Raw genomic sequence first — 21609 nt, 5'->3', positions numbered from 1 at the left:
ATCGCTCCAGGTCTCTCTAAATTTTTTTATAGTCCGCGACCGATCGCAGAAGAAATATTTTGATCTGTTTCTTCCATGATTTGAGCGACTTCGTTTAATTGTTTGTTGATTTGTTCTAATAGTTCCGCAAACTCACTCACCTTTGGTTTTAAAGCGGCGAATTGATCATTAAAGCTATCAAAACCTGAACCTTCCCAGTTTCCTTGAATGGTGTCTTGTTCTGATTGAAGCTTTTGCAAAATGTCATTTACTTGATTAGATCCGTCTGTGTATTTTGTCGCAGACGTACGTAGTTCCTGTGGTGATAATTTAATGCGATCTCCTGCCATATGTGTTCTCTCCCTTACTTTTTGATTGAAACCATTTCTTTATTAGTCTACCACAATAAGCCCTCTATTTTTATCAAAATATTTAAAAAAGACCTATATTTCTGATAGAAAATAAGTCTTTTGGATTTATCTATTAGTCATGTAAAGAACTAAAATAAACGCTGCAGAGAGCGTTCAACTTTAGATTGCCTGGAACAGCAAGCAAAAGTTAAGAAGAGCATAAGGGAAATCTGTACCCAAAAAAGCGGGTATCCTAGCAGTGCTAGGTGATTGGTGTGGGTACATAAAAAGTGTGCCAGGAACATAGTTGCGACCGTATAAAGTCCATAGTTGGAACATATGAAGTGCGTCAAAAGGGCGTAATTTTTTCTACAGACATGAGCACTAAAATTTATAGTGCTCATTTATACCCACCTTTCCAAAAAGTGGGATTTTGCGTGCAGCGGCTTTCCATCGATCAAACTCAAAAATCACGAATCTCTCCGGTTACTTCTTGTGAGTTCATCATTTGCAGTGTACCATCCGCATTAAACATTTGTTGGCCTTGCGGGCTTAATCTCGGCACACGGTTAAAAATCGGTGCGCAGTTCTTAAAAATTACTTGTCCTAAACTTACATTTTGATCCATTTTAATTGCCATTATAAATTCCTACTTTCTTCTTTTCATATTTTTATTTTTTCAACAAAAAAAGCCGTATAAACGGCTAATTTAGGCTCTATACTTTCTGATGTTGGTGAGAAATCACTGGCATCTTTTTTAATGCAAAATAATAGAAAAGACACCCTGATATCCTTTAGAATTAAGTCGTCTAAAACCATTCAAAAAGGAGGAAATCAAGATGTCCTATACAAATCTTATCAAAAATACCTTAGATATTCTAGACTTAAACATCACTTTTAATGAAAATTGCTTAAAAAAAGAACGGGTCAAAGGAAGAATCTGTCAGGTCTTTTCTGGCACGCTCGATTATACTGCGCATGTTTGTCCTCACTGTGATCAAGAAGAAAAGGAAGCAATTATCCGTTGGGGCTTTACAAGCTGTTTGATTTTACTCAACGATGTTTCGGAGTATCAAACGTATTTACGCTTGAAGAAACGCCGTTTCTTCTGTCATTCTTGTGACAGAACATTTGTTGCAGAAACGAGTCTTGTTGAAAAAGGTTGTTCGATTTCATCGAAGGTGAAGCTGTCCATTGCTGACCGCCTCCGAAACGTCACTTCTATGAGTGAAATCGCACGTCAAAAGAAGGTCTCTGTTTCCTCTGTTTACCGTGTCTTGAAACGATTTTATGAGCCAAAAAAAATCAATCGAAGCTTGATTTTGAAAAACGCCTTTGGCGTTCTTCCTTCCGCACCTATTTAACTGAAACAGAGATCGTTGATCGATTACTTGCGTATGATGACGAGTTGAAAAGTGGCCACACCTGTTATCAGGACTTTCTTTATGCTATACAGACAAGAGACTTTGATCGGTTTCATGCACTATTAGACGAAGATTTCCGCCGTCTTCCTCCCTACTATCAAAAGACTATTGGTACGTTTAAGAAGTACCAAAATGAAATTAAACATGCGCTAGAATTGTCTTATTCTAATGGACCATTAGAAGGTTTAAATAACCATGAGCCATAAAGGATTGAGCACAAAATTTAAAACCTTATTTTGTTTCATAGTTTTAAGAGCCTCCTATTTGATGGATACAACTAGGTTCTAGTATCCTAGCTAATTAGACTCTATTATCTTTAATACTACGTATATACACAAAGCAGTACGAACACTGTCAAGGTCAATAAAAAAAGCGTTGCGAGTAGAACGTTTTTTTCAAACATCTGCCTCAAAGTTATTTGTAGTGTAGATGCTTTTTAGTGTATTTAAACATAAAAAAGACCCTGTTTCCATTATTTATGGTACACGGCCATTCATTTCAAATCAAGACTCTTATTTTAGAACATTAAGTATAGTTATTGTTCAAACCCTTTGGCAGTTTCTTTAAATGATTGCTGAGCCGTTTTAACCCATTGTCCTTTTGCTGTCGCATTAAATTTTTCTATATAGGCACTACTATCCGCCTGTATTTCATCAAATGCTACTGTTTCCATTTGCTTCGTGATTAATTTTGCATTTTCAGAGATCGTGACATGCTGACTAGCCGTAACTGTGCGAATAATCGTTTTTTGTAGCTTTTTCTGGATCTCTTTAAATGATTTGCCGACACCATCAAGCATCTGCCTCACTCCTCTCTTTTTGACAAGCGATTATTTTCTCTTCATAGTCAAGTGTTTGTTTTTTATGCTCGAAGGCAATTTCTTCTTGCTTATCTTCTAGCAATCGTTCTTGCTCTTTCGCCAAAAAAAGACCCTCTTCCTGTGCCTCATCAATAAGATGATACACCTGAGATAATTCTATCAGAGCTTGTTCTTCATGTCTTCCTAGCGTATAACGAACCGCATTACCTGTCTCTTCCATCTCTCGAATGAAACGTTGTTTTTCTTGAAAAAGTTGGTCAAATTGATCCGAAATTTTTCTATTTTCTCGGATAAAATCGTCCTGTACCTGCTCTAATTCTCTTCTGTATTGTTTTTCTTGTTCCATCTTAATTCATCCCCACCAGTTGCGCCAAGCTTTTATCTGCCTGTATTTGTTCGTCTATTGCTTGTTTAGTCTGTTCAATCAATTGATCGTATTTCTCTTCATGGGCGGTTAATTTCGCAAGGGATACTTCAAGTTCTGCCTTAGGTTGGTGGCGTATACGTTCCTCAGTTGCCCTACCTTGGTTTAAGCTCTCTAATTGCTCCCCACTAGAAAGAACAGAACCCACCGTCCCCGCATCAGATAGAGCATCCGTCCAGTGTCTGTCTTTATCCGCCATTGCTTGCTTATATGCTACTTTTAACCCATCTAGTGTTACTTGTAGGGTTGCTTTCATGCCACGAGTTAACGCTAACGCTTCGGAAGCATCTAAATAAATTTCTTGTGAAGAAGTCAAACGTCCGCCACCTTGTTTTAGAAACTTCTTTTTTAAATTTGAAAGCTCTTTTAGCTTCTGTCTCGTAGATGCTTCTGCCATTTGTTGACCAATAATTTTATTTACTGTTGTATATTTTCCTAAAGATGAGCGAATAAACTGTTGTTCTTTGTCTGTCAAGAATCCTGTAATCGAATGCCCTTTCCCATTAGGGATCGTTACCCGTTGCCCAAAATAATATGCTTTACCAAGATCAGACAACCCCGTCAACATATCTTTACTGGAGGCAATATGGATCACATTTCCTTTATAATCAAAGAAGCGTTGTTTCATATCAGCCGCAGAAAACGCCCGGTCGCCTAATTTCCATATTGGACTATTAAAAGTGGTTAGTAGTTGTAAATAATCATGTGAAACTGGGGCGGGGTTATACGTTACAATATTCGGGATATCATTTCCCACACCTAAAATAACGCTATCTCTTCCGCCTTTTGAATGCCCTGTGATCGTACCTACGGGGTATTTTTCTTGCAATTTATTGATAAAATCATTTCCAGATGCAAAATAATTAGACGATGGGTTTGACCCATTGAACGCGATTGAAGCATCGGCAAGATAATCTTTCATTGAATCGATTGTTCCATTGTCGGCATTTGTCCCCGCTATACCAACCGTAACAATGCCTGTATTACGATCTCTGAAAGCGACACCGCTTAAACTTGTGTCTTTATTTAAAAATGAGTCCACGTATTCGAGGTTTTCAGGGAATTTATTATTTTTTTGAAACTCTCTAATTTGGTCACGTATACGATCCTCTTTCAATCCTGCATATTTACCATTCTCTATCTCATAAGCAATCGCAGAAACTGCACTTGTCGTTTCTGAATTTCCTTTAAGCCCCTTATCTTTTAATTGATAGTCACTCATTTTTCATATCCTCCTCACTTGATCGTTGATAATCTATCGATGCTCTATAATAAACTGACGGATCTTTTGAGAATTGAAACGTCAATTCTTTCGACCCCACAGAAGAGCCTTCTAAATCACCCCGCCCACTCAATGACAAGGTGGGAGCTTCTTCTGTTGGAATATCATATCTCGTTCTCAATTCTTTTACATTTGCATCGTCATTTGTTAATTGATATTCAAGGTTATACATAGGAACTTCTGGGTTATACATTTTTTTTATATTTTCATAACGATCTAGTTTTTCAAACGAGCCATACTGTACAAAAAATTGGAAGTTCAATATTTTATCTTTTAGCTTAGTATCAGAAACCTCGTTTGTTAGATGAAACCCATTTTCATCATAAGTTACAGAAAATCGTTCTTCCGTATCATCTTCTATGTCTTTGGCATACATCGATTGATAAAAATATCCTTTCGCAGTTCGAGTATTTCGATTCATCCGTAACACCATACCTTCACTGTACATAGGTGACTCTTTTGTTTGCGCAATATTCATACTAGAAATAAGCGACCATACACCTTTATCATCTTTGTCAAATTCATCATCTCTGTAGCCCTCCATGTCATAAAAGTCCAGTAAATTCTTTGTCGGATAAATAGACAACTCTTTTTCAAAACTCTGTTCTAATTCAGCTTGATCTTTTGTTTCACAACCACTCAATACACCTACCATGAATATTCCTCCTATTATGCCTAACATTATTTTTTTCTTGTTCAACGTTATGACCTCCAGTCTATGTACACAAGATAAGCAACTGAGTTTTACCTGCTTTGCTTATTCTAGAGAAAAACAGGAACTTTACAGCTCCTGTTTATCCTTTTATAGCCCTCTGCCAATTGCAGAAGAGATATTTTGATCTGTTTCTTCCATGATCTGGGCAACCTCGTTTAATTGCTTGTTGATTTGTTCCAACAATTCTGCGAACTCACTCACTTTTGGTTTTAACGCTGTGAATTGATCGTTGAAACTATCAAAACCCGATCCTTCCCAATTTCCTTGGATGGTGTCTTGTTCTGTTTGTAACTTCCGTAAAATGTCGTTCACTTGGTTTGAACCATCCGTGTATTTAGTTGCTGAGGTTCTTAGTTCTTGTGGTGATAATTTAATGCGGTCTCCTGCTATAGTTCATTATCCCCTTTTTGTTCGAAATGGATTACCATAATAGTTTAACATATCGTGCAGAATATTTTCATCAAATTATTTACTAATCTCGATAATTTTTGATAAAAAACGGTCATACTGTGATGAATAGTTAAACAAAAAAGGTTATACGTGCCGTGAAAGGATTCTATTTAATTGTATTTGCTTTATATGCTTTTTAAAGCTGTAGTTAAGCATAAGAACTGCTTGAACATAGTTCCATTACAGAAATAATGGATATCTATACCCATCTGACTGATAAAACAAAGTAAGAAACTGTTAAAAAATTAATTAGATTTGCTAATTTTTAGCTGATGGTATTCAAAACTATTTATAAACAAAAAAAACGCTCAATCCCTTATCTGACAAAGGATTGAGCGTATAATTTAAAATCTTATTTAGTTTCACGGTGTAAAGTAACTTTTCTTTCACGTGGGCAATATTTTTGTTTTTCCAAACGATCAGGATTGTTACGTTTATTTTTGCTTGTAAGGTAGTTACGTTCTTTACAAGAAGTACATTCTAAAGTAATGTTTACGCGCATGTGTTTTCCCTCCTATATCTAATTTCGTATTCCTAAGATATTTCTTAGCCTCAAATATCATACCATGTTTATTCATGAAATTCTACCCTTTTAGCTAAATTTGTAAAGGAAAACTACTTTACGAATTTTTTTCAGCTTTGTACGCCGCATACTCATTTACGATCGCCGTTACCATTGATTGGTTTGGTCTGCTGCTTTCACTTGTTAAATGAGGTAAAATCACACTCACAGCGATTTCAGGGTCATTTGACGGTGCATAAGCGACAACATTACTATTTACAGTAACATGCTCTCCTACATTGGTTTCCGCAGTACCTGTTTTCGCTGCAATATCTAAAGCTGCTCCCTGCATATAGCGCCCCGTAGTGAAAGTTCCGTTTCCATGAACCACATCATAGAACCCGTTTTGAATAATCTGCATTTGTTCTGGCGTAATATCTACTTTATTCAATTCTTTAGGTCCCATAGCTTCTTTCAGCTCGCCAATTGAACCGTCTGAATTATTCTCATAAATCCCTTCGACAACACGTGGTGCATAACGTGTACCGCCATTTGCAACCGTTGAAGCATATTGTGCAAGCTGCATCGCTGTGTACGTATCATACTGACCAAAAGATAAATCAAGTAGATGACCTGGCATTGGCGCATATTCAGGATCATTAAAGGCTTTGTTAGAAAGTCCTGTTTCTTCTCCAGGTAAGTCGATTCCTGTGGAAACACCCATACCGTATTCACCAAATGTTTTGCGCAAAACTTCGAATAAGGTTGGATCACCTGTTTTGTACGGCAACTGCATATTATACTCGTAATCGGTATTCATCATTTTCAAAACTAATTTCATCATATAGGCGTTCGAAGAATATTCTAGAGCTTGTTCTGCTGTCAATCGTATTTGATTTCCTACGATCTGATTATTAAAGACCGAAGCTTTCTGCTTACTTCCATAAATTTGGATAGGTTCATCGATCAACACATCATTCCCTGTGATTACACCTTGTTCATAACCAGCAGAAATCGTTGCACCTTTTACTACAGATCCTGGTTCAAAGGCTTTATTGATTGTTGCCAATGGATTAGAAGTCAGCTCATTCGTTGCCGGATCTCTATCCAAAGCAACCATGGCCATAACATTTCCATTTTTAGGATTCATAACAACCACATAGGCACCATCTGAATAATTGGCATTTCCGGTTGCTAAAAGCTGTTGATACTGTGCACGAACAACTGCATCGATCCTTGCTTGAAAGTCCATATCGATCGTCAATTTCAAGTTTTCGCCTTTTGCACCATTTGAAATCGGTGTTTGAGTCACGATATTTCCTTCGCTATCCAGTGTTACTTCTGAGATCGATTTTTTGCCTTGAAGAACATCTTCATATTGTTTCTCTAAATAACTGGTTCCGACACGGTCATTCAACTCATAGCCTTTTGCCAAGTACTCATCAGCTTCTTCTGCCGGCAGTCCAGTTTTTTCAGAGGAAACTTTTCCAAGTATACTTGTCAGGTCTGTCTCATGCGGATACTCACGATCCCAGTCCATTCCTGTAGAAACACCAGCGATTTCTGATGTGTGTTCACCAATGATTGCAATCTCATCCTGTGTCACACCTTCATTTTTGATGAAAGCTGTATTTAGCTCTTGAACAGCATTCATCCGTTTAAAAATAGTCGCGACCTGCATCGTCTGCTCATCGAAATTGATTTCTTCCGGAGTAACTTTTTCCACGGTTTTGACATATAACGTACCTTCATCGGTAATAGCATTGCCCTTTTCATCCACTTTATCTTTATCCGTCAAACGTTTTTGTGCCGTTTTTAGATTATCTGGATTTGCCAGCCAGAAGTCCTTCTTATCACGTTCTGTTAGCTCATCCGCTGGTACATGGATCAACTCATTTACCTTATACGCAATATCAACTAAATCCTTTGCCTGCACTTTTTTCCCGCGAGTATAGGTGATAGCTAAATTGGATTTGTTGCCAACTAAAATATTGCCGGAAGCATCATAAATTTGCCCACGTGGAGCACTGCTTTTGATTTTCAGAGTCGAATTGGCATCGACTTTTTGAGCATATTCCTGTCCTTCTGCAATCTGTAAATAACCTAAGCGGACGATCAATGCGACAAACAATCCAAAGATGACGAAAAATAATAGATTCAATCGAAATGGGATATGGGATTTTTTGGTCCGCTGTGTATCTGGTTCTTCATTTTCATTTTTTAATTTATCTAAAAAGCTCATTTTTTTCATTTATCCTAGTCCTTCCATATGAGAAAAGTCTTGCCCCTCTATTGTAACGAAAAAATGCAAAAAAAAATAGAGGGAATCCTCTTACTAAGCAAATATTTAAAATTTCTTCTAATTTTGTTCTAAAAAAACAGCGCAAAGGAATTCACCCTTGCACTGTTTCTCTGATCAAAGCATTGTTTATCTTCTGCTGTAGTTTGCCACATCTGCAACCATACTGTCCACAAAGATATTTAGATCCATGACATCCGTCTCTTTACTACCATAGCGACGGATATTGACAGTTGCATCATCCATTTCCTTATCGCCGACAACAACTTGATAAGGAACTTTTTGTGTTTGAGAAGCCCGAATCTTATAGCCCATTTTTTCATTACGGTCATCTACTTCAACACGTAAGCCTTGTTCTTGTAGACGTTTTTTCACTTCATAAGCGTAATCAGAATGCGCTTCTACAGAAACTGGAATAATAGTCGCTTGGATCGGTGACAACCAAGTTGGAAATGCACCTTTATAAACTTCTGTCAGGTATGCGACAAAACGTTCCATTGTTGATACGATCCCACGGTGGATAACAACTGGACGATGATTGTTTTCACCATCTTCACCTACGTAAGTTAGATCAAAGCGTTCTGGTAATAAGAAGTCCAATTGGATAGTTGATAGCGTTTCTTCCATGCCTAAAGCAGTTTTTACTTGAACATCTAATTTAGGTCCATAAAAGGCCGCTTCTCCTTCAGCTTCAAAGTAATCCAGTTCCATTTCATCCATAGCAGCTTTCAGCATTTCCTGTGCTTTTTCCCACATCGCATCATCGTCAAAATATTTATCCGTATTGTTCGGGTCGCGATAGCTTAAGCGGAAACGGTAGTCGTCGATATTGAAATCTTTATAGACCGCTACCATAAGCTCTAATGTACGTTTGAATTCCTCTTTGATTTGATCTGGGCGAACAAATGTGTGACCGTCGTTCAAGGTCATTTCACGCACACGTTGCAAGCCAGATAATGCGCCTGATTTTTCATAACGGTGCATCATGCCAAGTTCAGCAATTCGAATCGGTAACTCACGGTAACTATGGATATCATTTTTGTAGACCATCATATGATGCGGACAGTTCATCGGACGAAGAACGAGCATTTCGCCATCACCCATATCCATTGGCGGGAACATATCTTCATGGTAATGATCCCAGTGACCAGAAGTTTTATATAAATTCACATCTGCCATAATCGGTGTATACACATGTTGATAACCTAAACTGATTTCTTTATCAGTGATATAACGTTCGATCGTACGACGAATCGTTGCACCTTTTGGCAACCAGAATGGTAATCCAGAACCAACTTCTTGAGAAATCATAAATAAGTCAAGCTCTTTCCCCAATTTACGATGGTCACGTTCTTTCGCTTCTTCACGCAATTTGATAAATTCTTTTAATTCTTTTTTATCAAAAAATGCTGTTCCATAAATCCGCTGCATCATTTGATTATCAGAATTCCCTCTCCAGTAAGCGCCAGCTACAGATAATAATTGGAAGACTTGGATTCGTCCAGTTGACGGTACATGAACGCCTCGGCAAAGATCAACAAAATCACCTTGATCGTACACTGTGATTTCTTCATCAGCAGGCAGATCAGTGATCAGCTCAACTTTATATGGATCATCAGCAAACAATTCCAGTGCTTCTTCTTTTGTGACTACTTTTCGAACGATCGGGTTATTTTCTTTCACGATCTTCATCATTTCAGCTTCGATGGCTGGTAAATCTTCTGCCGTTACAACATTCTCTCCATTATCAGTATCATAATAAAAACCTGAATCAATTGCAGGACCGACACCGAACTTAATGTTCGGAAATAAACGACGAAGTGCATTCGCCATCAAGTGCGCAGTCGAATGACGTAAAATTCCTAACGCATCTTCATGATCAGGTGTCACGATTTCAAGACTTCCGTCTTCTTCGATCGGGCGAGTTAGATCGATTAATGTTCCGTTTAATTTCCCAGCTAAAGCCTTTTTAGCTAAACTGTTGCTGATACTTTTAGCGATATCCAGTGTTGATGAACCAGCGTCAAACTCTTTGACTGCACCATCTGGAAATGTAATATTGATTGACATTTTGTTTCCTCCTTAAGAATGTTTATGATTGAAAAGATCGATTGACACACAGTAGTTTTTTCAAAAATTTGCTGAAATAAAAAAAGTCCTAGCATTCGATCATATAATCGAATACTAGGACGAAAAATTCGTGGTTCCACCTAATGTTTAAACACAGCAAATAGCTATGTTCCTCAAACGTGTTAACGGTACGACCGCCTTTGTTTCGACAAAGGTTGGAAAAAGTGGTCATTCCTTGTGCTGGTCTGGAAAATTTTCAGCCGAGATTTCCCTCTCTAATAGACTGCCTACAAGTTCAGTTGTCTTTCTCATCAATCATTTATGAATTAATTTAAACACTTCTTTAAATAAAAAGCAAGCATTAATTCAAACAGATCATTTCTTCCACTCGCCGCCTTGAGCATAACGATCTTTTTTTAACTCGTTCACGATCACATGAATATTCTCTTTCGGCGCACCAGCATTTTTTGCAACAGCTTCTGTAATGTCTTTCACCATATTCGTCAATTGTTCTTCAGAGCGTCCTTCAATTAATTCTACATGTACAAATGGCATAATAATCTCCCCTTATTCTACGTTATTTATATCTCTTGACTCTATATAAAAAAGCTGTTATAGCCGCTATAAATCAGCACTTACGACGATTATCCATTGACAATACAAACTTTTTACATTACCAATATTTAAACTTTCTAATGCCTTGTTTAATTCAACACGGTTCTCTTTTCTGCCTGAAATTTGTTCAATAAATAATTCATCAATTTCATATCTTGCTAAAGCCTCTTTTTGTACCTCAATCCCTAAATTTTGGCTATTTTTTGAGGTACGGATATACCCTACAGTTTTGTTTTTCTTCATAAAAATCCTCCTTGAAATAATTTTTTTAGTATTTAACACTATTCCAAATACTATTATTTCAAGAAGAATATGTTTCATAAAATATTTTTCTAAACTAAATAGAAGTCAATAGTTATAAAAAATAGTCTGCTTGATTCTCTCAATTTTCTACCAGATTTTATCATTATCTTGCTCCTTGTCCTTAACTATCTAACAAGTCTTGTTGGACAGATTCATTTTGAATCTGTTGGCTTAATGATATGAAAGTCTATTCGTCTTTTTTCGGGCGTATTCTCATGTTTCCTGTCCCAAGAATCAACCACTTGTTGCATTTCTTCCAACGTTTTTCCGATTTTTTCAAAATGCTTATTGGCTTCTTTTTCTGTTTTTAATTGGCTTTCCAAACTTTTGATTCGGGCATTCTGCCCAATTTCACGAATCTTTTGACGTTGTTCTTCTTTGCGCTGTTCTAGTTCTTTATCGTCCATTAGAAACACTCCTTTTTACTCTAATTTCGCCAAATAACAGGGGATTAATTGGTTATTTAGTTGCTATTGCTGTTAATTTTGTTGAGGTAGTTTCCAACGTTTCCGTTGCTTTTGTTACCCAAGCACCTTTGGCGGACGATTGGAAATTTGACATATAGTTTGAACTATTGCTTTTTAATCGCTCCATTCGGGATTGTCCCATACTTTTAACAAGTTCTTTTTTAGTAATTGTTGTTTGTACACTTGGGGGAGCAACACAGGTACTGATTAGGACTTTTTCCAGTTGTTTTTTTAACCGTTCTAACTCTAACTTCATTTTTTCATTACTCATGTTCTTGTCCTCTTTCTTTTTCTTTAAAAAGGGTAAGTTCGTCTTCTATCGATTGCATTTCTTTCCGATAACTAATTCTATTTTCTTCTTTCTCATCTTCCCAATCTCTGACAGTCTGAGTTACAACTCTATTCCCCTCGTCTTGACATTGTTCTAGTAAATGATAGACAGTTCTCATAGCGATTGGTTCACTAAAATTAGCTTGTTGGTAATGATAGCGATAATTTTCTGACAGATTTTCCAATTCTCTATTAAATTGCCGTTTATCATACAGAACCTCTTCTATGGATTCTTCAATTGTTCTCTGCTTCTTTTCGTATTCTAGTTCCAAGTCTTCTAATTTTCGTAAATATACTTTTTCCATAACCTATGCCCTCCCTATTTGACGAGCTAAGCTTTGGTCAGTTTCAACTTGTTTATTGATGGCGGACTTCACTTGTCCAATAAATTCTGTATACTCTCTTTGGATAGACGTTAATTCTGCTATCTTTTGTTCATATTCTTGCTTAGGTTCCGTTCGTTCAAACGATTCCGTTGCTCCTCCAACACTCAATGCGCTTAATACTTCTCCTTGTGTCAAAGTCGCTCCAATAGAATCACCCATTTTTAACGTATTTGTCCATACAGTATCTGCATCATCTTGTGCCTCTCGGTACATTGTTTTGATATCATCAATCTCAATTTGAAGTGTATCACTCATTCCTTGCGTTATAATCAATGCCTCTGAGGCATCCAAATAAATTTCTTCTGAAGCAGATAGACCTCCACCACTTTTCAAAAATTTCAAACGTAAATTCACTAAATCATTTAATTTTTTACTGGTATTGTCCTTAACTTTTTGTACAGCAAGAGCGATTTTATTCAAGTCTGGTGTATGACTACGAATAAATGCCTGTTCTTCTTTTGTTAAAAATCCTGTCACGTCATGTGCTTTTCCATTTTTCATGACATAGATTTTACCTGGATATAAACTGGTATTACCAATTCCAGCAGCCAAATTTAACGGGTCATTTTCAGAAACAAAATATATCAGATTCCCTTCGTATAGCTTAATCATATTTTTTAACTCGTTCATATTTGCTAAATTATTGGGCGTTGGAACACGAAAAAGGCTATTCATTAATGGAGCGGAATTATACAATACAATATTCGGCACCTCATGTGCCATCCCCATAATTGCTCCATTTCGTCCACCCAAAGAATGACCTGTAACGGTATCTATGTCATATCCTTTGTCTTTTAAGCCCGTCATAAAAGTATTGCTGGAATTAAAATAATCAGCTGTCGGACTATTTGCCGTAGTAGCGATATTGCCCCACTGACCGACATCTTTTAAACCTTCTAATTTTCCATTATCCCAATTTGTGCCAGCAAATCCTACGACCACTTTCCCTGTGTTTTTATCCAAAAAGGCGACACCACTTGAACTGTTCTTAGAGTCATAGAATGAGTCTATATACTGTAGATTAGAGGGAAATTTATTTTTGTTTTGTAAATCATATATTTGTTTATCTATATCTTTTTTTTCGACTTTATTTACATGTGCATTCTCTACTTCATAAGAAATTGTAGAAACCGCACTAGTCGATTCACTGTCTTTTTTAAGATTTTTATCTTTTATAGTATATTTACTCATTTATAACATCCTCCTCTGATAACGGTTGATAATCAATGGAATCATCAAACACTATACTAGGATTTTTAGAAAAACGTATTTCTATTTCTTTATATCCTACAGAGCTTCCTTCTAAATCTCCGTTCCCTTTTAACAATAGAATAGGGGTATTTTCAGTAGGAATATTATATCGTTCCCTTAATGCATTAACATTCTCATCTTCATTTGTTAATTGATACTCCAATTCATACATTGGTACTTCTGGGTTGTACATTTTTCTGATATTCTCATAAGAATCTAGTTTCTTAAAGTTCCCATATTGAACAAAAAACTGAAAATTCATGATTTTTTCTTTTAATTTTTCATCATTTATCTCTTCCGTTAAGTGAAATCCATTTTCGTCATACGTTACAGGATATCTTTTTTCACCTTTAGGTTTACTTGAATCATTCCAGAAGGTTATTGTATAGTAATACCCTTTTGCTTTTCCGTTATTTCGATTCATACGTAATACCATGCCTTCTGATGCTAAACCAGAGTCTTCTGATGTACTAATAGACATGCTAGAATGAAGTAACCAAACTCCTTTATCGTTGTCATCAAATTCACTATCTCTGTACCCTTCTCTATCATAAAAATCTTCTAAGTTCGGTGTTGGATACATTGCTAACACTTTATCAAAACTTTGTTCAATTTCTGCTTTATCTTTTGTTTCACAACCAGTTAAACCACTCATAATTATAAGTCCTCCTAAAAGTATAAATATCTTTTTCAAAATAGTAACTCCTTCTAAACAGAATGAAATTTATTGTCTATTATTTATTATAACAAAAAAGTAGCGCTATTCATGCTCTATCCTTGCTTTTTTCCTAAAACACATCGTTATTCCTCGTTTAAACTCACTTTGTTATAAATAATTTTATCATAACTATCATTTCAGTAATAGTATAATTTTTTACTTGAAGATAGTTATTTTCATCCTCTTCATAAGATACTCTTCAAAAAAAATTAAAAGCAGTAAATAGTTAAGCTACCTCCATAGCTTGACTGTTCACTGCTTCATTAAAATATCTTAATATGTATTTGTATGTTTTAGTGTATGCTACATTTTAGAGCATGTGCTAAAATATACTCATTAAAAGATATGTAATCATTTCCACTTTTAAGATAATAGATATAATTCCAAATATTATCGTCATCGACATCCGCATCTAATACTAACTCTTTAACGATGCTATCTATATTTTTAACTTCCTTTTTTTGTTTGAATTTCTGTTCAGTATTAGTCTTAGTTCTACTTAACAGCTTATCCCAATTTTTATCTATATTCATCCTCCTTCACCTCTTATATAAAATCTTCATAGACAAGATTTTTCTTTTCAAATGCTACTTTAAATCGTTGTTTTAACGCTAATGCTTCTTCATTAGTACGATTCTGTAAAGAATCTAAAATTGAACTATCAATCTTTAATTGTTGCTACAGAAACATAATTAGTTTTCCAATCATTTTCTATCAAATCTAAATCTTCAAATTCCTTCCTTTTTCAGATGTTTACCAAAATTCTGTAATTGAGTAAGTAAATCGCTATATTTTCTAATAATTTCTGCATGTTCTTTGCTGTAATCAGCAGTTTCTAATTGTTGCTTGTTGTAAGTATTTTTCAGTTAAATTGACTAAGTATTCAATCTCATTACTGCTTGAAACGTACACAAGCTGATTACTATTTTTGATTACTTTAATACCTTCTACTTTATTCTGCTTGATACGAGTTGTTAATCCGATTAATGTTCCACTACACTTTTCCCCTTTTGAGTTATAAAGCTCATTTTTAAAATCTGTTTGTTCCAATTTATCCCAAACCTCTGAAAATGTAAGCCCTGCCTTATTTTCTTCCTCGTTTAACATTGCTACTAAAGCATTTTTAATCTTAGCTGTTGTTGACATTTTAATCACCCTCTTTTGTAAACCTTTTCAAATCGCTGCATCAATAGGATAACTCTATTCAAACACTTCATCAAGTCTTTTTCAAAAAATTTTCAATTCTATTCTCATTTAAATAAAACAAAAAGAGATAACTATCAAATAGCTATCTCTTCAATGGATTGACGTTCTATAAAAAACATGGTAATGTAGCTCACCCTAAATTTTTAGAAAAAAAGTATACCTATCAGCACACAAACTGCACAATCTATACTTTTATTTCCAACGAAAAAACTTATATATCAATAAATATGACAACTATACCATTTATTCTACATGTACAAATGGCATATTTTTATCCTCTTTTCTATTTTATTTTTCAGCACGAAGAAGAAACATTGAAGCATCTTGTCTCATAAACAATTCTTCTCCGTGATAGAATGTTTTACTTTGAACGGTCTGAAAGCCAATTTTTTCTAGTTCAGCTTTTAGTTCCGCTTGATCGAAACCATTATGGACCTTCTCATGACTGACCTTTTCATTCGTATCGAAATCAACGATCAATAAAGCTCCTTTTGGCGTTAACACTTGGTACAGAGCTTCTAAAATTTCTTGTGTATTTGGGATATGCAGCAGAACCAACGAAACAATAATCACATCCGCTTTTTGTTGCAGAACATGTTCACTAGAAAAATAGTCTACACTTGTCTTAGTATTTTTTAGTTCCATCTGTTCAACTTTTTGATCGACGATTTTGATCATTTCTTTAGATGGATCCACAAGAAGTACATGTTCAAATCGATCAGCTAATTGTAACCCGATCAAGCCAGTGCCACAGCCGTAATCTAAAAGTGTTTTTCCAGCTGTCAGTCCTAAATGCCTTTCAAGTTCGTTTAGAATCGTTTGAGCTAATTCTAATTGTTTTGGTGAATCATAATGTGAAGCAATTCGATCAAACACACTCATCGTTCATTTTCCTCCATTCCTATGCTAGTGAAAAAGAAGCCCATAAAGGACTTCTTTTTTCTCTTACGCTGGTTCACCATAATCAACTGGTTTATCAAATTCTCCTGGAGCATCATCGTAGATATGTCCATAAATAATGACTGGCATTCCTGCATACGCACCATTAAAGATTTGAGCAACCGCGTCTCCCGGTGTATTGATACATCCGTTGCTTCCGAAGTTTGTTTTATAGGCTTCTTTGTTTCCAAAGTATTCAGCTTTATAATCAGCATCGTGAATACCGATTTGTGTGACTACACCACCATAACTCTTCAATGGCATCCAATATTTTACTGGCACACTATACTCTGAACCATCCAGCATTTCACCTTCTAGTTTTGTATCTGTGTCTTTATATAAAATCGTATGGAAACCAGGAACAGTTGCCGTTCCTTTATTATAACGACCAGTGATCACATCGGTTTCAACGACTTTAGCACCATCTTTAAAGAAGTACATTTTTTGATCATTTAAATCGATCTCAACATAATCTTTATTGACCGTTGATGATTGAGTAACATCTCCATCGATCGGTACAGTGATTTCTTCTGTTTCTTTTTCACTATTGATTGCTTGAACGATCAAATCTCTTGTTTGCGGCATATTGATATCCCAGCCGTAGCTGCCATTATTCTTATATTTCGTTGTTACACCATGAACGTTTGTAAAAATGATCGGTTTGAAAATCGAACCATATTTTTGATTTGTTTGTTCTACCCAAACATATACTTTATTTGGATCAACATCCCCTGACTCATTCATAAATGATTGTAATTCTTCTTTAGTCAGTGTCAATTTTTCACCATTGATATCTAAAGTGATCGACTTGTTTTCTTTTTTAGATAATACCGCTAATTTATCCTGCAGCCCTTTATCATCTTTAGTCACAGCAGGTTTTTGATAGAAGTCTTTCACATCATAAACATAGGTGCCTTTATTTTCGTCAACGTCTTTCAAAACCTGAGCGATCAATGCTTCCTTATCCACCGTTGTTCCAAGCTGTTCTGGCACGATTTGATACACACCATCAACTTTTTCGACTTTAGCATCTTGACTTGGTGTTCCTTCTGCGAATGAAAGTGCACCCAGCTTATTTTTCAGCTCGTTTTTATAATCTTCATTGATTGGCAATTTGATGGAACGATTGCTGATGCTTTGTTTCAAATATTCTTCTGTGATCTCATACTTTTCAGGTAATTCGATCGTTTCTTCCTTGCCGTCAGCTTTGATCACTACTGGCTCAGACTTGTTCAATTCCTCTAATTTTTTCTTTGCATCCTTGACACTCAAGAACCCGATATCTACACCATTCGCTTTAGCAGTGACGAAAAAATGAGATTGAAAATAAAAGAGACCAACTGTAAATACCAACGATAAACCAATCAGTAAGCCGACAACCGGTACTAACCAACGGTTTTTCTTTTTGTTTGAATGATTGTTATTTTGAGGGGCTCTTCCATTCTTAGCTGAGCGGCTGACTGTTTCTTCATTTTCCATTGAGCTATCTTCCTTTTTTATGATTTGTATGCTGACTTTGATTCAATACGTTTCCCTAATTAAAATAGCAGAAAAGAAGCCATGCTTCCTTTAATTGTTTAAAATATCTCACGAATATAAAATAAGTAGCTTTATTCGATTAGTGTAGTTAAAATTCTGACAATCTTCAATTAATTTGCTTATATATGAGAAAAATTTATTTTATATGTATAAATGCTTAATTTTACTTTTTTTCAAATATAAAGGAAATCGTATGTATCAAAATTTGATACAGTGCACTTATCATTCTACCACACATCAGGGCTAGGAAAAAAGCCCATTTTCTAATAACTTTCACTAATTTCCAAATTATTTATAAATGATTTAAGTAAAATAAACTCTTAATGTTCTTTTATCCTTCTATTCCATCAGTACTGCTTGTTTTCTGATACTAAGTAGTGTTTTTTTGTATAAGTCATCACTTTTTCTGCTTGACTATGATCATAACCAAAATGGTTCATTTGTGAAAAAATTCGTGCGTAAGAACAGAATGCCTTTTGTAGTAAAATCAAAGAGTCCCATAGCTGTTCACTATTTGACATCCTCATCGTCTTTGACAACAGCTCATTATCCTTATCCGACAAGTAGTTCGGCAAGTATTTATAGTTTTTCCCGACACTGAGTGCATAATCATTTTCTGCCCCCACTTGCCAGCTCAACAATCGTAAAAGCTCTTTGCGGCAATGTTCATATAGATGATCAGCAGCATACAGTAATTCATTTCGGCACAGTCCTTTGACTACATAAGTACTCACCCACCAAAATTCATTGCAGCAATCCAAAAATTCTTCTTGTGTCGGCTTTTTGACCCAATAATCCTGATCTGTCGCTTGAGATAAAATAGGCAGTATCTGTATTTTATCCAATAAGATTTCCGCCAAACGGTCTCCCTCATTCCAATTGTTTGCCTGCTCTTTTGGACACAGAGTCAAATCGATCCGATTTCCATCCTCAAAAAGCATTAAATATGTAAAACGTCCATTTTTAGTCGCAGGGAACAACGTCATAGTTTCTGGCGTCTGCATGATCAAACGTGTACCGAAGCGATCGATCCACTCTTGATCCTCAATAAATGGAGCAACAGCATCAACGATATAGACAATATCAAAATCTTGAAATGTATCCTTTGGCACCCGCTGATTTGTCCTTGAACCATTCATTCCTACAGCTAAGATTCGAGAATCATTTTTAGCGGTATCTAAAATCAAGCGAATCATTTCTTGCTCTGTTCTCATATGTCTCTCCCCTTTCATTCAAGTCATATATAGTGTACTATAAATGACTAACGATATTATGCTTTTCTAAAAAAAGTTAAAAATAGTTTAAATAAAATAAATTGCCTGCCACTACTTTCGTTTATCTACTAAACTGAATAATGAAAGGTTGTGGTATGGTGAAAAGGATGAGACAAATCGTGGTCATAATAATTGGTATTGGAACAATATATGCTGCCGTTGTTCTAGCAATGATTTTTAGCGGAACAAAGGATCAACCCGTAAAGAATCCAGATACTGTCTTGATTTTAGGTGCGCAAGTCAAAGGTTCTTCAAAAGATAATGCCTATCCAAGTGCTGTTTTAAAAGAAAGACTTGATGCCGCGGTTCCCTATCTGAAGGAGCACCCAGAAGCAACAGTGATCGTCTGCGGCGGCCAAGGAGCTGATGAACCTGATAGTGAAGCGAATGTCATGGCTGAATATTTAAGAGTCAAGGGAATTCCCGACACTCAAATTTTAAAAGAGGATACCTCTACCCGAACCAAAGAAAACATTCAGAATGCACAAAAAAAACAATCACTCAGCAAAACGGTCATCGTAACTAGCGATTTTCATATCTATCGATCAAAATTATTAGCCAAACGCTTAGGAATTTCTAGTGTTAGCGGGCTTCCAGCTGTTTCAAGATCCTCAGCAAAAATCAAAACTTATATTAGAGAAGTTTGCGCCTTAGGATACGGCCTAATTTTTGATCATTGATCGTTACGAATTAAATACTATTATTTCTGCTTCATCTGGTTTATCTCGTATGTCAAAAGATAAATCAGATGATTTTTTTAATAAACGGAAATCTAATAAAAAATAGCCCACCCTCGGGGAAGGGCGGGCAAGGAGTTAAAAATGAAAAAGTGTTTTGTTAGGGTTGTTTGTTTTGTATGAACTAATAATACTGCTCAACTGTGAAGAATTTGTGATATTTATGTTTGCATTCTGTTACTATTGTTTAACTATTTTAAGTTACGTGATATATTCGGACTTATCTATTTTTCTTTTTCATTTAATTGATCGAGATTCTTTTTCAATTCATCATATTTTTCTTGGTGCACTTGCTGTGTCTTTTTCATTTTCTGTTTGAAATAATAAATGATACCAACGATAACTATAAGAAGTCCGATTCCTATACTGATCACGATCGCCCAAGGGAATTGTTTTTTTGGCTCAGGAGGTAAATTCACAGCTGTTGCATTATATTTTTTTACTTCTTTTTCTTTTATGTCAAATTTCCGTTCCCAAGTCCAATCTTTATAACCATCATTCGCTTTGATTTTTACTGTATAATTCCCTGCTACAAAGGGTTGTTCTTTTAAATCGATTCGATAGTTGAAATTGGTGTTGGGAGCCATTGTCAGAGCTTCTTGATGGTTTTCATAGCGCGGCTTTTTCTCCTGCTCATAATAAAGTTTTGCATCTACCTGCAGCTTTTTGATCATTGCTGATTGTTTATTCTGAATATTCATCGTGACAATATTGTTTCCATTGAACTGGTCTGTCTTAACCTCATTCAAAGCTAACTCTGGTCTCACTTCCTGATCCGTTTCACTCAGCAAAACTCCAACGACGTAAGAAAAACGATTCCCGATAGCTACGGCTTCATTTTTATTCGTTTCTTCTGCCTCATCCTTCTTCTGTTCAAAGTATAGTCCGCCTAAAACAAAACCATCAAATGATTTTTCCGGCATTGTAATGACACATTCTACAATTTTTTTGGATTTTTTTGCCAAAACGATTTCTTCCGGCATTTGTGCTATTTCACTAAACGTTATTGCAGCTGATGGGTCTTTTTTCGTCTTCTTATGAGAGTAATCAGCGATTCCATTATCATTAGTAATCGCTGAATTGGCAGAAGTGATGATCGTGATATCATGGTCCGTATCATTGGTCAATTCGATATCGAGCGTTTGTTTTTGTCCGGGTATTACCCTCAAATCGAAATAACTGGCATCTTGACTTCGCTGGTTTTCCGGTAAAATGGCTCTTACAGAAAAATCCATTTCATTCGCATAGACATTATGACCAGCAACAAAAGAAATAAAGAATAAAATTAGTGCGAATCCTTTTTTTAGCCTACTCTTAGTCATCATAAAAACTCCTTTTAGATACCTTTAATTATGTAATTGAAAAGGGACTGGGACATAACTCTACGAGTCAAATCCTGGACACCTGTAATCCGGATAAACGGTGAGAGCAGAAGCAATCCCTTCGGAAATAAGCAAGAATTCACAAAAGTTTGGAAAGCAATTTTCGTGAATTCTTGCTTATTTCTCGGGATTAAACACTTCTGTCTC

24 protein-coding genes and 2 pseudogenes are annotated in these 21609 nt (G+C 35.8%); 3 read left to right on the top strand and 23 right to left on the bottom strand.

Annotated elements, in window-relative coordinates; translation table 11 throughout:
• Nucleotides 1-26: 26 nt before the first annotated feature.
• The gene (locus IGI58_RS12140) at nt 27-329 is read right to left on the bottom strand and encodes a WXG100 family type VII secretion target (RefSeq protein ID WP_088271859.1); all 303 of its coding nucleotides are present in this window, start codon (nt 327-329) and stop codon (nt 27-29) included.
• A 463-nt stretch (nt 330-792) separates the two neighbouring features.
• The gene (locus IGI58_RS12135) at nt 793-969 is read right to left on the bottom strand and encodes a hypothetical protein (protein ID WP_429953207.1); all 177 of its coding nucleotides are present in this window, start codon (nt 967-969) and stop codon (nt 793-795) included.
• Nucleotides 970-1168: 199 nt separating this feature from the next.
• Between IGI58_RS12135 and IGI58_RS12130 the strand changes: the two are divergent.
• Both IGI58_RS12130 and IGI58_RS12125 read left to right on the top strand, forming a co-directional pair.
• Nucleotides 1169-1627 (top strand): annotated as a pseudogene (locus tag IGI58_RS12130) (ISL3 family transposase); the annotation flags it as partial.
• Nucleotides 1628-1692: 65 nt separating this feature from the next.
• Nucleotides 1693-1959, top strand: a pseudogene (locus tag IGI58_RS12125) (transposase); the annotation flags it as partial.
• Between the two features lie 329 nt (nt 1960-2288).
• Here the strand turns inward: IGI58_RS12125 and IGI58_RS12120 are convergent.
• From IGI58_RS12120 to IGI58_RS12025, 20 genes are all read right to left on the bottom strand, one after another.
• Entirely contained in the window at nt 2289-2552 is a 264-nt protein-coding gene (locus IGI58_RS12120; protein ID WP_429953208.1) for a hypothetical protein, read from the bottom strand.
• Entirely contained in the window at nt 2545-2919 is a 375-nt protein-coding gene (locus IGI58_RS12115; RefSeq protein WP_429953209.1) for a hypothetical protein, read from the bottom strand. Before IGI58_RS12115 ends, IGI58_RS12120 begins: the two co-directional genes overlap by 8 nt.
• Nucleotide 2920: 1 nt before the next feature.
• Entirely contained in the window at nt 2921-4219 is a 1299-nt protein-coding gene (locus IGI58_RS12110) for a hypothetical protein (RefSeq protein WP_429953210.1), read from the bottom strand.
• A complete protein-coding gene (locus IGI58_RS12105; RefSeq protein ID WP_429955302.1) occupies nt 4212-4961 on the bottom strand; it encodes a tandem-type lipoprotein in 750 nt (249 codons plus the stop codon). Before IGI58_RS12105 ends, IGI58_RS12110 begins: the two co-directional genes overlap by 8 nt.
• 120 nt (nt 4962-5081) lie before the next feature.
• A complete protein-coding gene (locus tag IGI58_RS12100; protein WP_225532788.1) occupies nt 5082-5384 on the bottom strand; it encodes a WXG100 family type VII secretion target in 303 nt (100 codons plus the stop codon).
• 412 nt (nt 5385-5796) lie between these two features.
• Nucleotides 5797-5946 carry a 50S ribosomal protein L33 gene (rpmG, locus tag IGI58_RS12095; RefSeq protein WP_002296119.1) on the bottom strand — a complete coding sequence of 50 codons (150 nt, stop codon included), beginning with the start codon at nt 5944-5946 and terminating at the stop codon, nt 5797-5799.
• A 118-nt stretch (nt 5947-6064) separates the two neighbouring features.
• Nucleotides 6065-8197: a peptidoglycan D,D-transpeptidase FtsI family protein gene (locus tag IGI58_RS12090; RefSeq protein WP_429953211.1), complete on the bottom strand. Its 2133-nt coding sequence runs from the start codon at nt 8195-8197 to the stop codon at nt 6065-6067.
• Nucleotides 8198-8374: 177 nt separating this feature from the next.
• On the bottom strand, nt 8375-10315 hold the full coding sequence (gene thrS, locus IGI58_RS12085; protein WP_429953212.1) for a threonine--tRNA ligase: 1941 nt from the start codon (nt 10313-10315) through the stop codon (nt 8375-8377).
• A 375-nt stretch (nt 10316-10690) separates the two neighbouring features.
• Nucleotides 10691-10870, bottom strand: coding sequence for a 2-hydroxymuconate tautomerase (locus IGI58_RS12080; protein WP_069662156.1), 180 nt, complete (start codon nt 10868-10870; stop codon nt 10691-10693).
• A gap of 66 nt (nt 10871-10936) precedes the next feature.
• Nucleotides 10937-11173, bottom strand: coding sequence for a recombinase family protein (locus tag IGI58_RS12075; protein WP_429953213.1), 237 nt, complete (start codon nt 11171-11173; stop codon nt 10937-10939).
• A 212-nt stretch (nt 11174-11385) separates the two neighbouring features.
• Nucleotides 11386-11640: a hypothetical protein gene (locus IGI58_RS12070; protein ID WP_429953214.1), complete on the bottom strand. Its 255-nt coding sequence runs from the start codon at nt 11638-11640 to the stop codon at nt 11386-11388.
• A gap of 52 nt (nt 11641-11692) precedes the next feature.
• On the bottom strand, nt 11693-11971 hold the full coding sequence (locus tag IGI58_RS12065) for a hypothetical protein (RefSeq protein WP_429953215.1): 279 nt from the start codon (nt 11969-11971) through the stop codon (nt 11693-11695).
• Nucleotides 11964-12335: a hypothetical protein gene (locus IGI58_RS12060; protein ID WP_429953216.1), complete on the bottom strand. Its 372-nt coding sequence runs from the start codon at nt 12333-12335 to the stop codon at nt 11964-11966. Before IGI58_RS12060 ends, IGI58_RS12065 begins: the two co-directional genes overlap by 8 nt.
• Nucleotides 12336-12338: 3 nt before the next feature.
• Nucleotides 12339-13607 (bottom strand): hypothetical protein, encoded by a 1269-nt coding sequence (locus IGI58_RS12055; protein ID WP_429953217.1) that lies wholly within the window; start codon nt 13605-13607, stop codon nt 12339-12341.
• Nucleotides 13600-14361, bottom strand: a complete 762-nt coding sequence (locus IGI58_RS12050) for a tandem-type lipoprotein (RefSeq protein WP_429953218.1) — start codon at nt 14359-14361, stop codon at nt 13600-13602. Before IGI58_RS12050 ends, IGI58_RS12055 begins: the two co-directional genes overlap by 8 nt.
• Nucleotides 14362-14678: 317 nt before the next feature.
• Nucleotides 14679-14918: a hypothetical protein gene (locus IGI58_RS12045; RefSeq protein ID WP_429953219.1), complete on the bottom strand. Its 240-nt coding sequence runs from the start codon at nt 14916-14918 to the stop codon at nt 14679-14681.
• A gap of 292 nt (nt 14919-15210) precedes the next feature.
• Nucleotides 15211-15531, bottom strand: a complete 321-nt coding sequence (locus IGI58_RS12040; RefSeq protein ID WP_429953220.1) for a hypothetical protein — start codon at nt 15529-15531, stop codon at nt 15211-15213.
• Between the two features lie 348 nt (nt 15532-15879).
• On the bottom strand, nt 15880-16473 hold the full coding sequence (locus IGI58_RS12035; protein ID WP_429953221.1) for a class I SAM-dependent methyltransferase: 594 nt from the start codon (nt 16471-16473) through the stop codon (nt 15880-15882).
• A 63-nt stretch (nt 16474-16536) separates the two neighbouring features.
• A complete protein-coding gene (locus tag IGI58_RS12030) occupies nt 16537-18009 on the bottom strand; it encodes a L,D-transpeptidase family protein (protein ID WP_429953222.1) in 1473 nt (490 codons plus the stop codon).
• 407 nt (nt 18010-18416) lie between these two features.
• A complete protein-coding gene (locus IGI58_RS12025) occupies nt 18417-19283 on the bottom strand; it encodes an aminoglycoside 6-adenylyltransferase (RefSeq protein WP_429953223.1) in 867 nt (288 codons plus the stop codon).
• A 179-nt stretch (nt 19284-19462) separates the two neighbouring features.
• Here IGI58_RS12025 and IGI58_RS12020 point away from each other — a divergent pair, with 179 nt between their 5' ends.
• On the top strand, nt 19463-20023 hold the full coding sequence (locus tag IGI58_RS12020) for a YdcF family protein (protein WP_429956322.1): 561 nt from the start codon (nt 19463-19465) through the stop codon (nt 20021-20023).
• A gap of 281 nt (nt 20024-20304) precedes the next feature.
• On the opposite strand, the gene IGI58_RS12015 is transcribed toward IGI58_RS12020, so the two are convergent.
• Complete coding sequence (locus tag IGI58_RS12015) at nt 20305-21402, bottom strand: DUF916 and DUF3324 domain-containing protein (RefSeq protein ID WP_429953225.1); 1098 nt, start codon at nt 21400-21402, stop codon at nt 20305-20307.
• Nucleotides 21403-21609 lie beyond the last annotated feature (207 nt).

This window comes from Enterococcus sp. AZ020, assembly GCF_050499205.1.
Classification (GTDB): Bacteria; Bacillota; Bacilli; order Lactobacillales; family Enterococcaceae; genus Enterococcus_L; species Enterococcus_L dunnyi.
The sequence above is the reverse complement of the archived record's forward strand: the minus strand, read 5'-3'. Positions and strand labels throughout refer to the sequence as shown.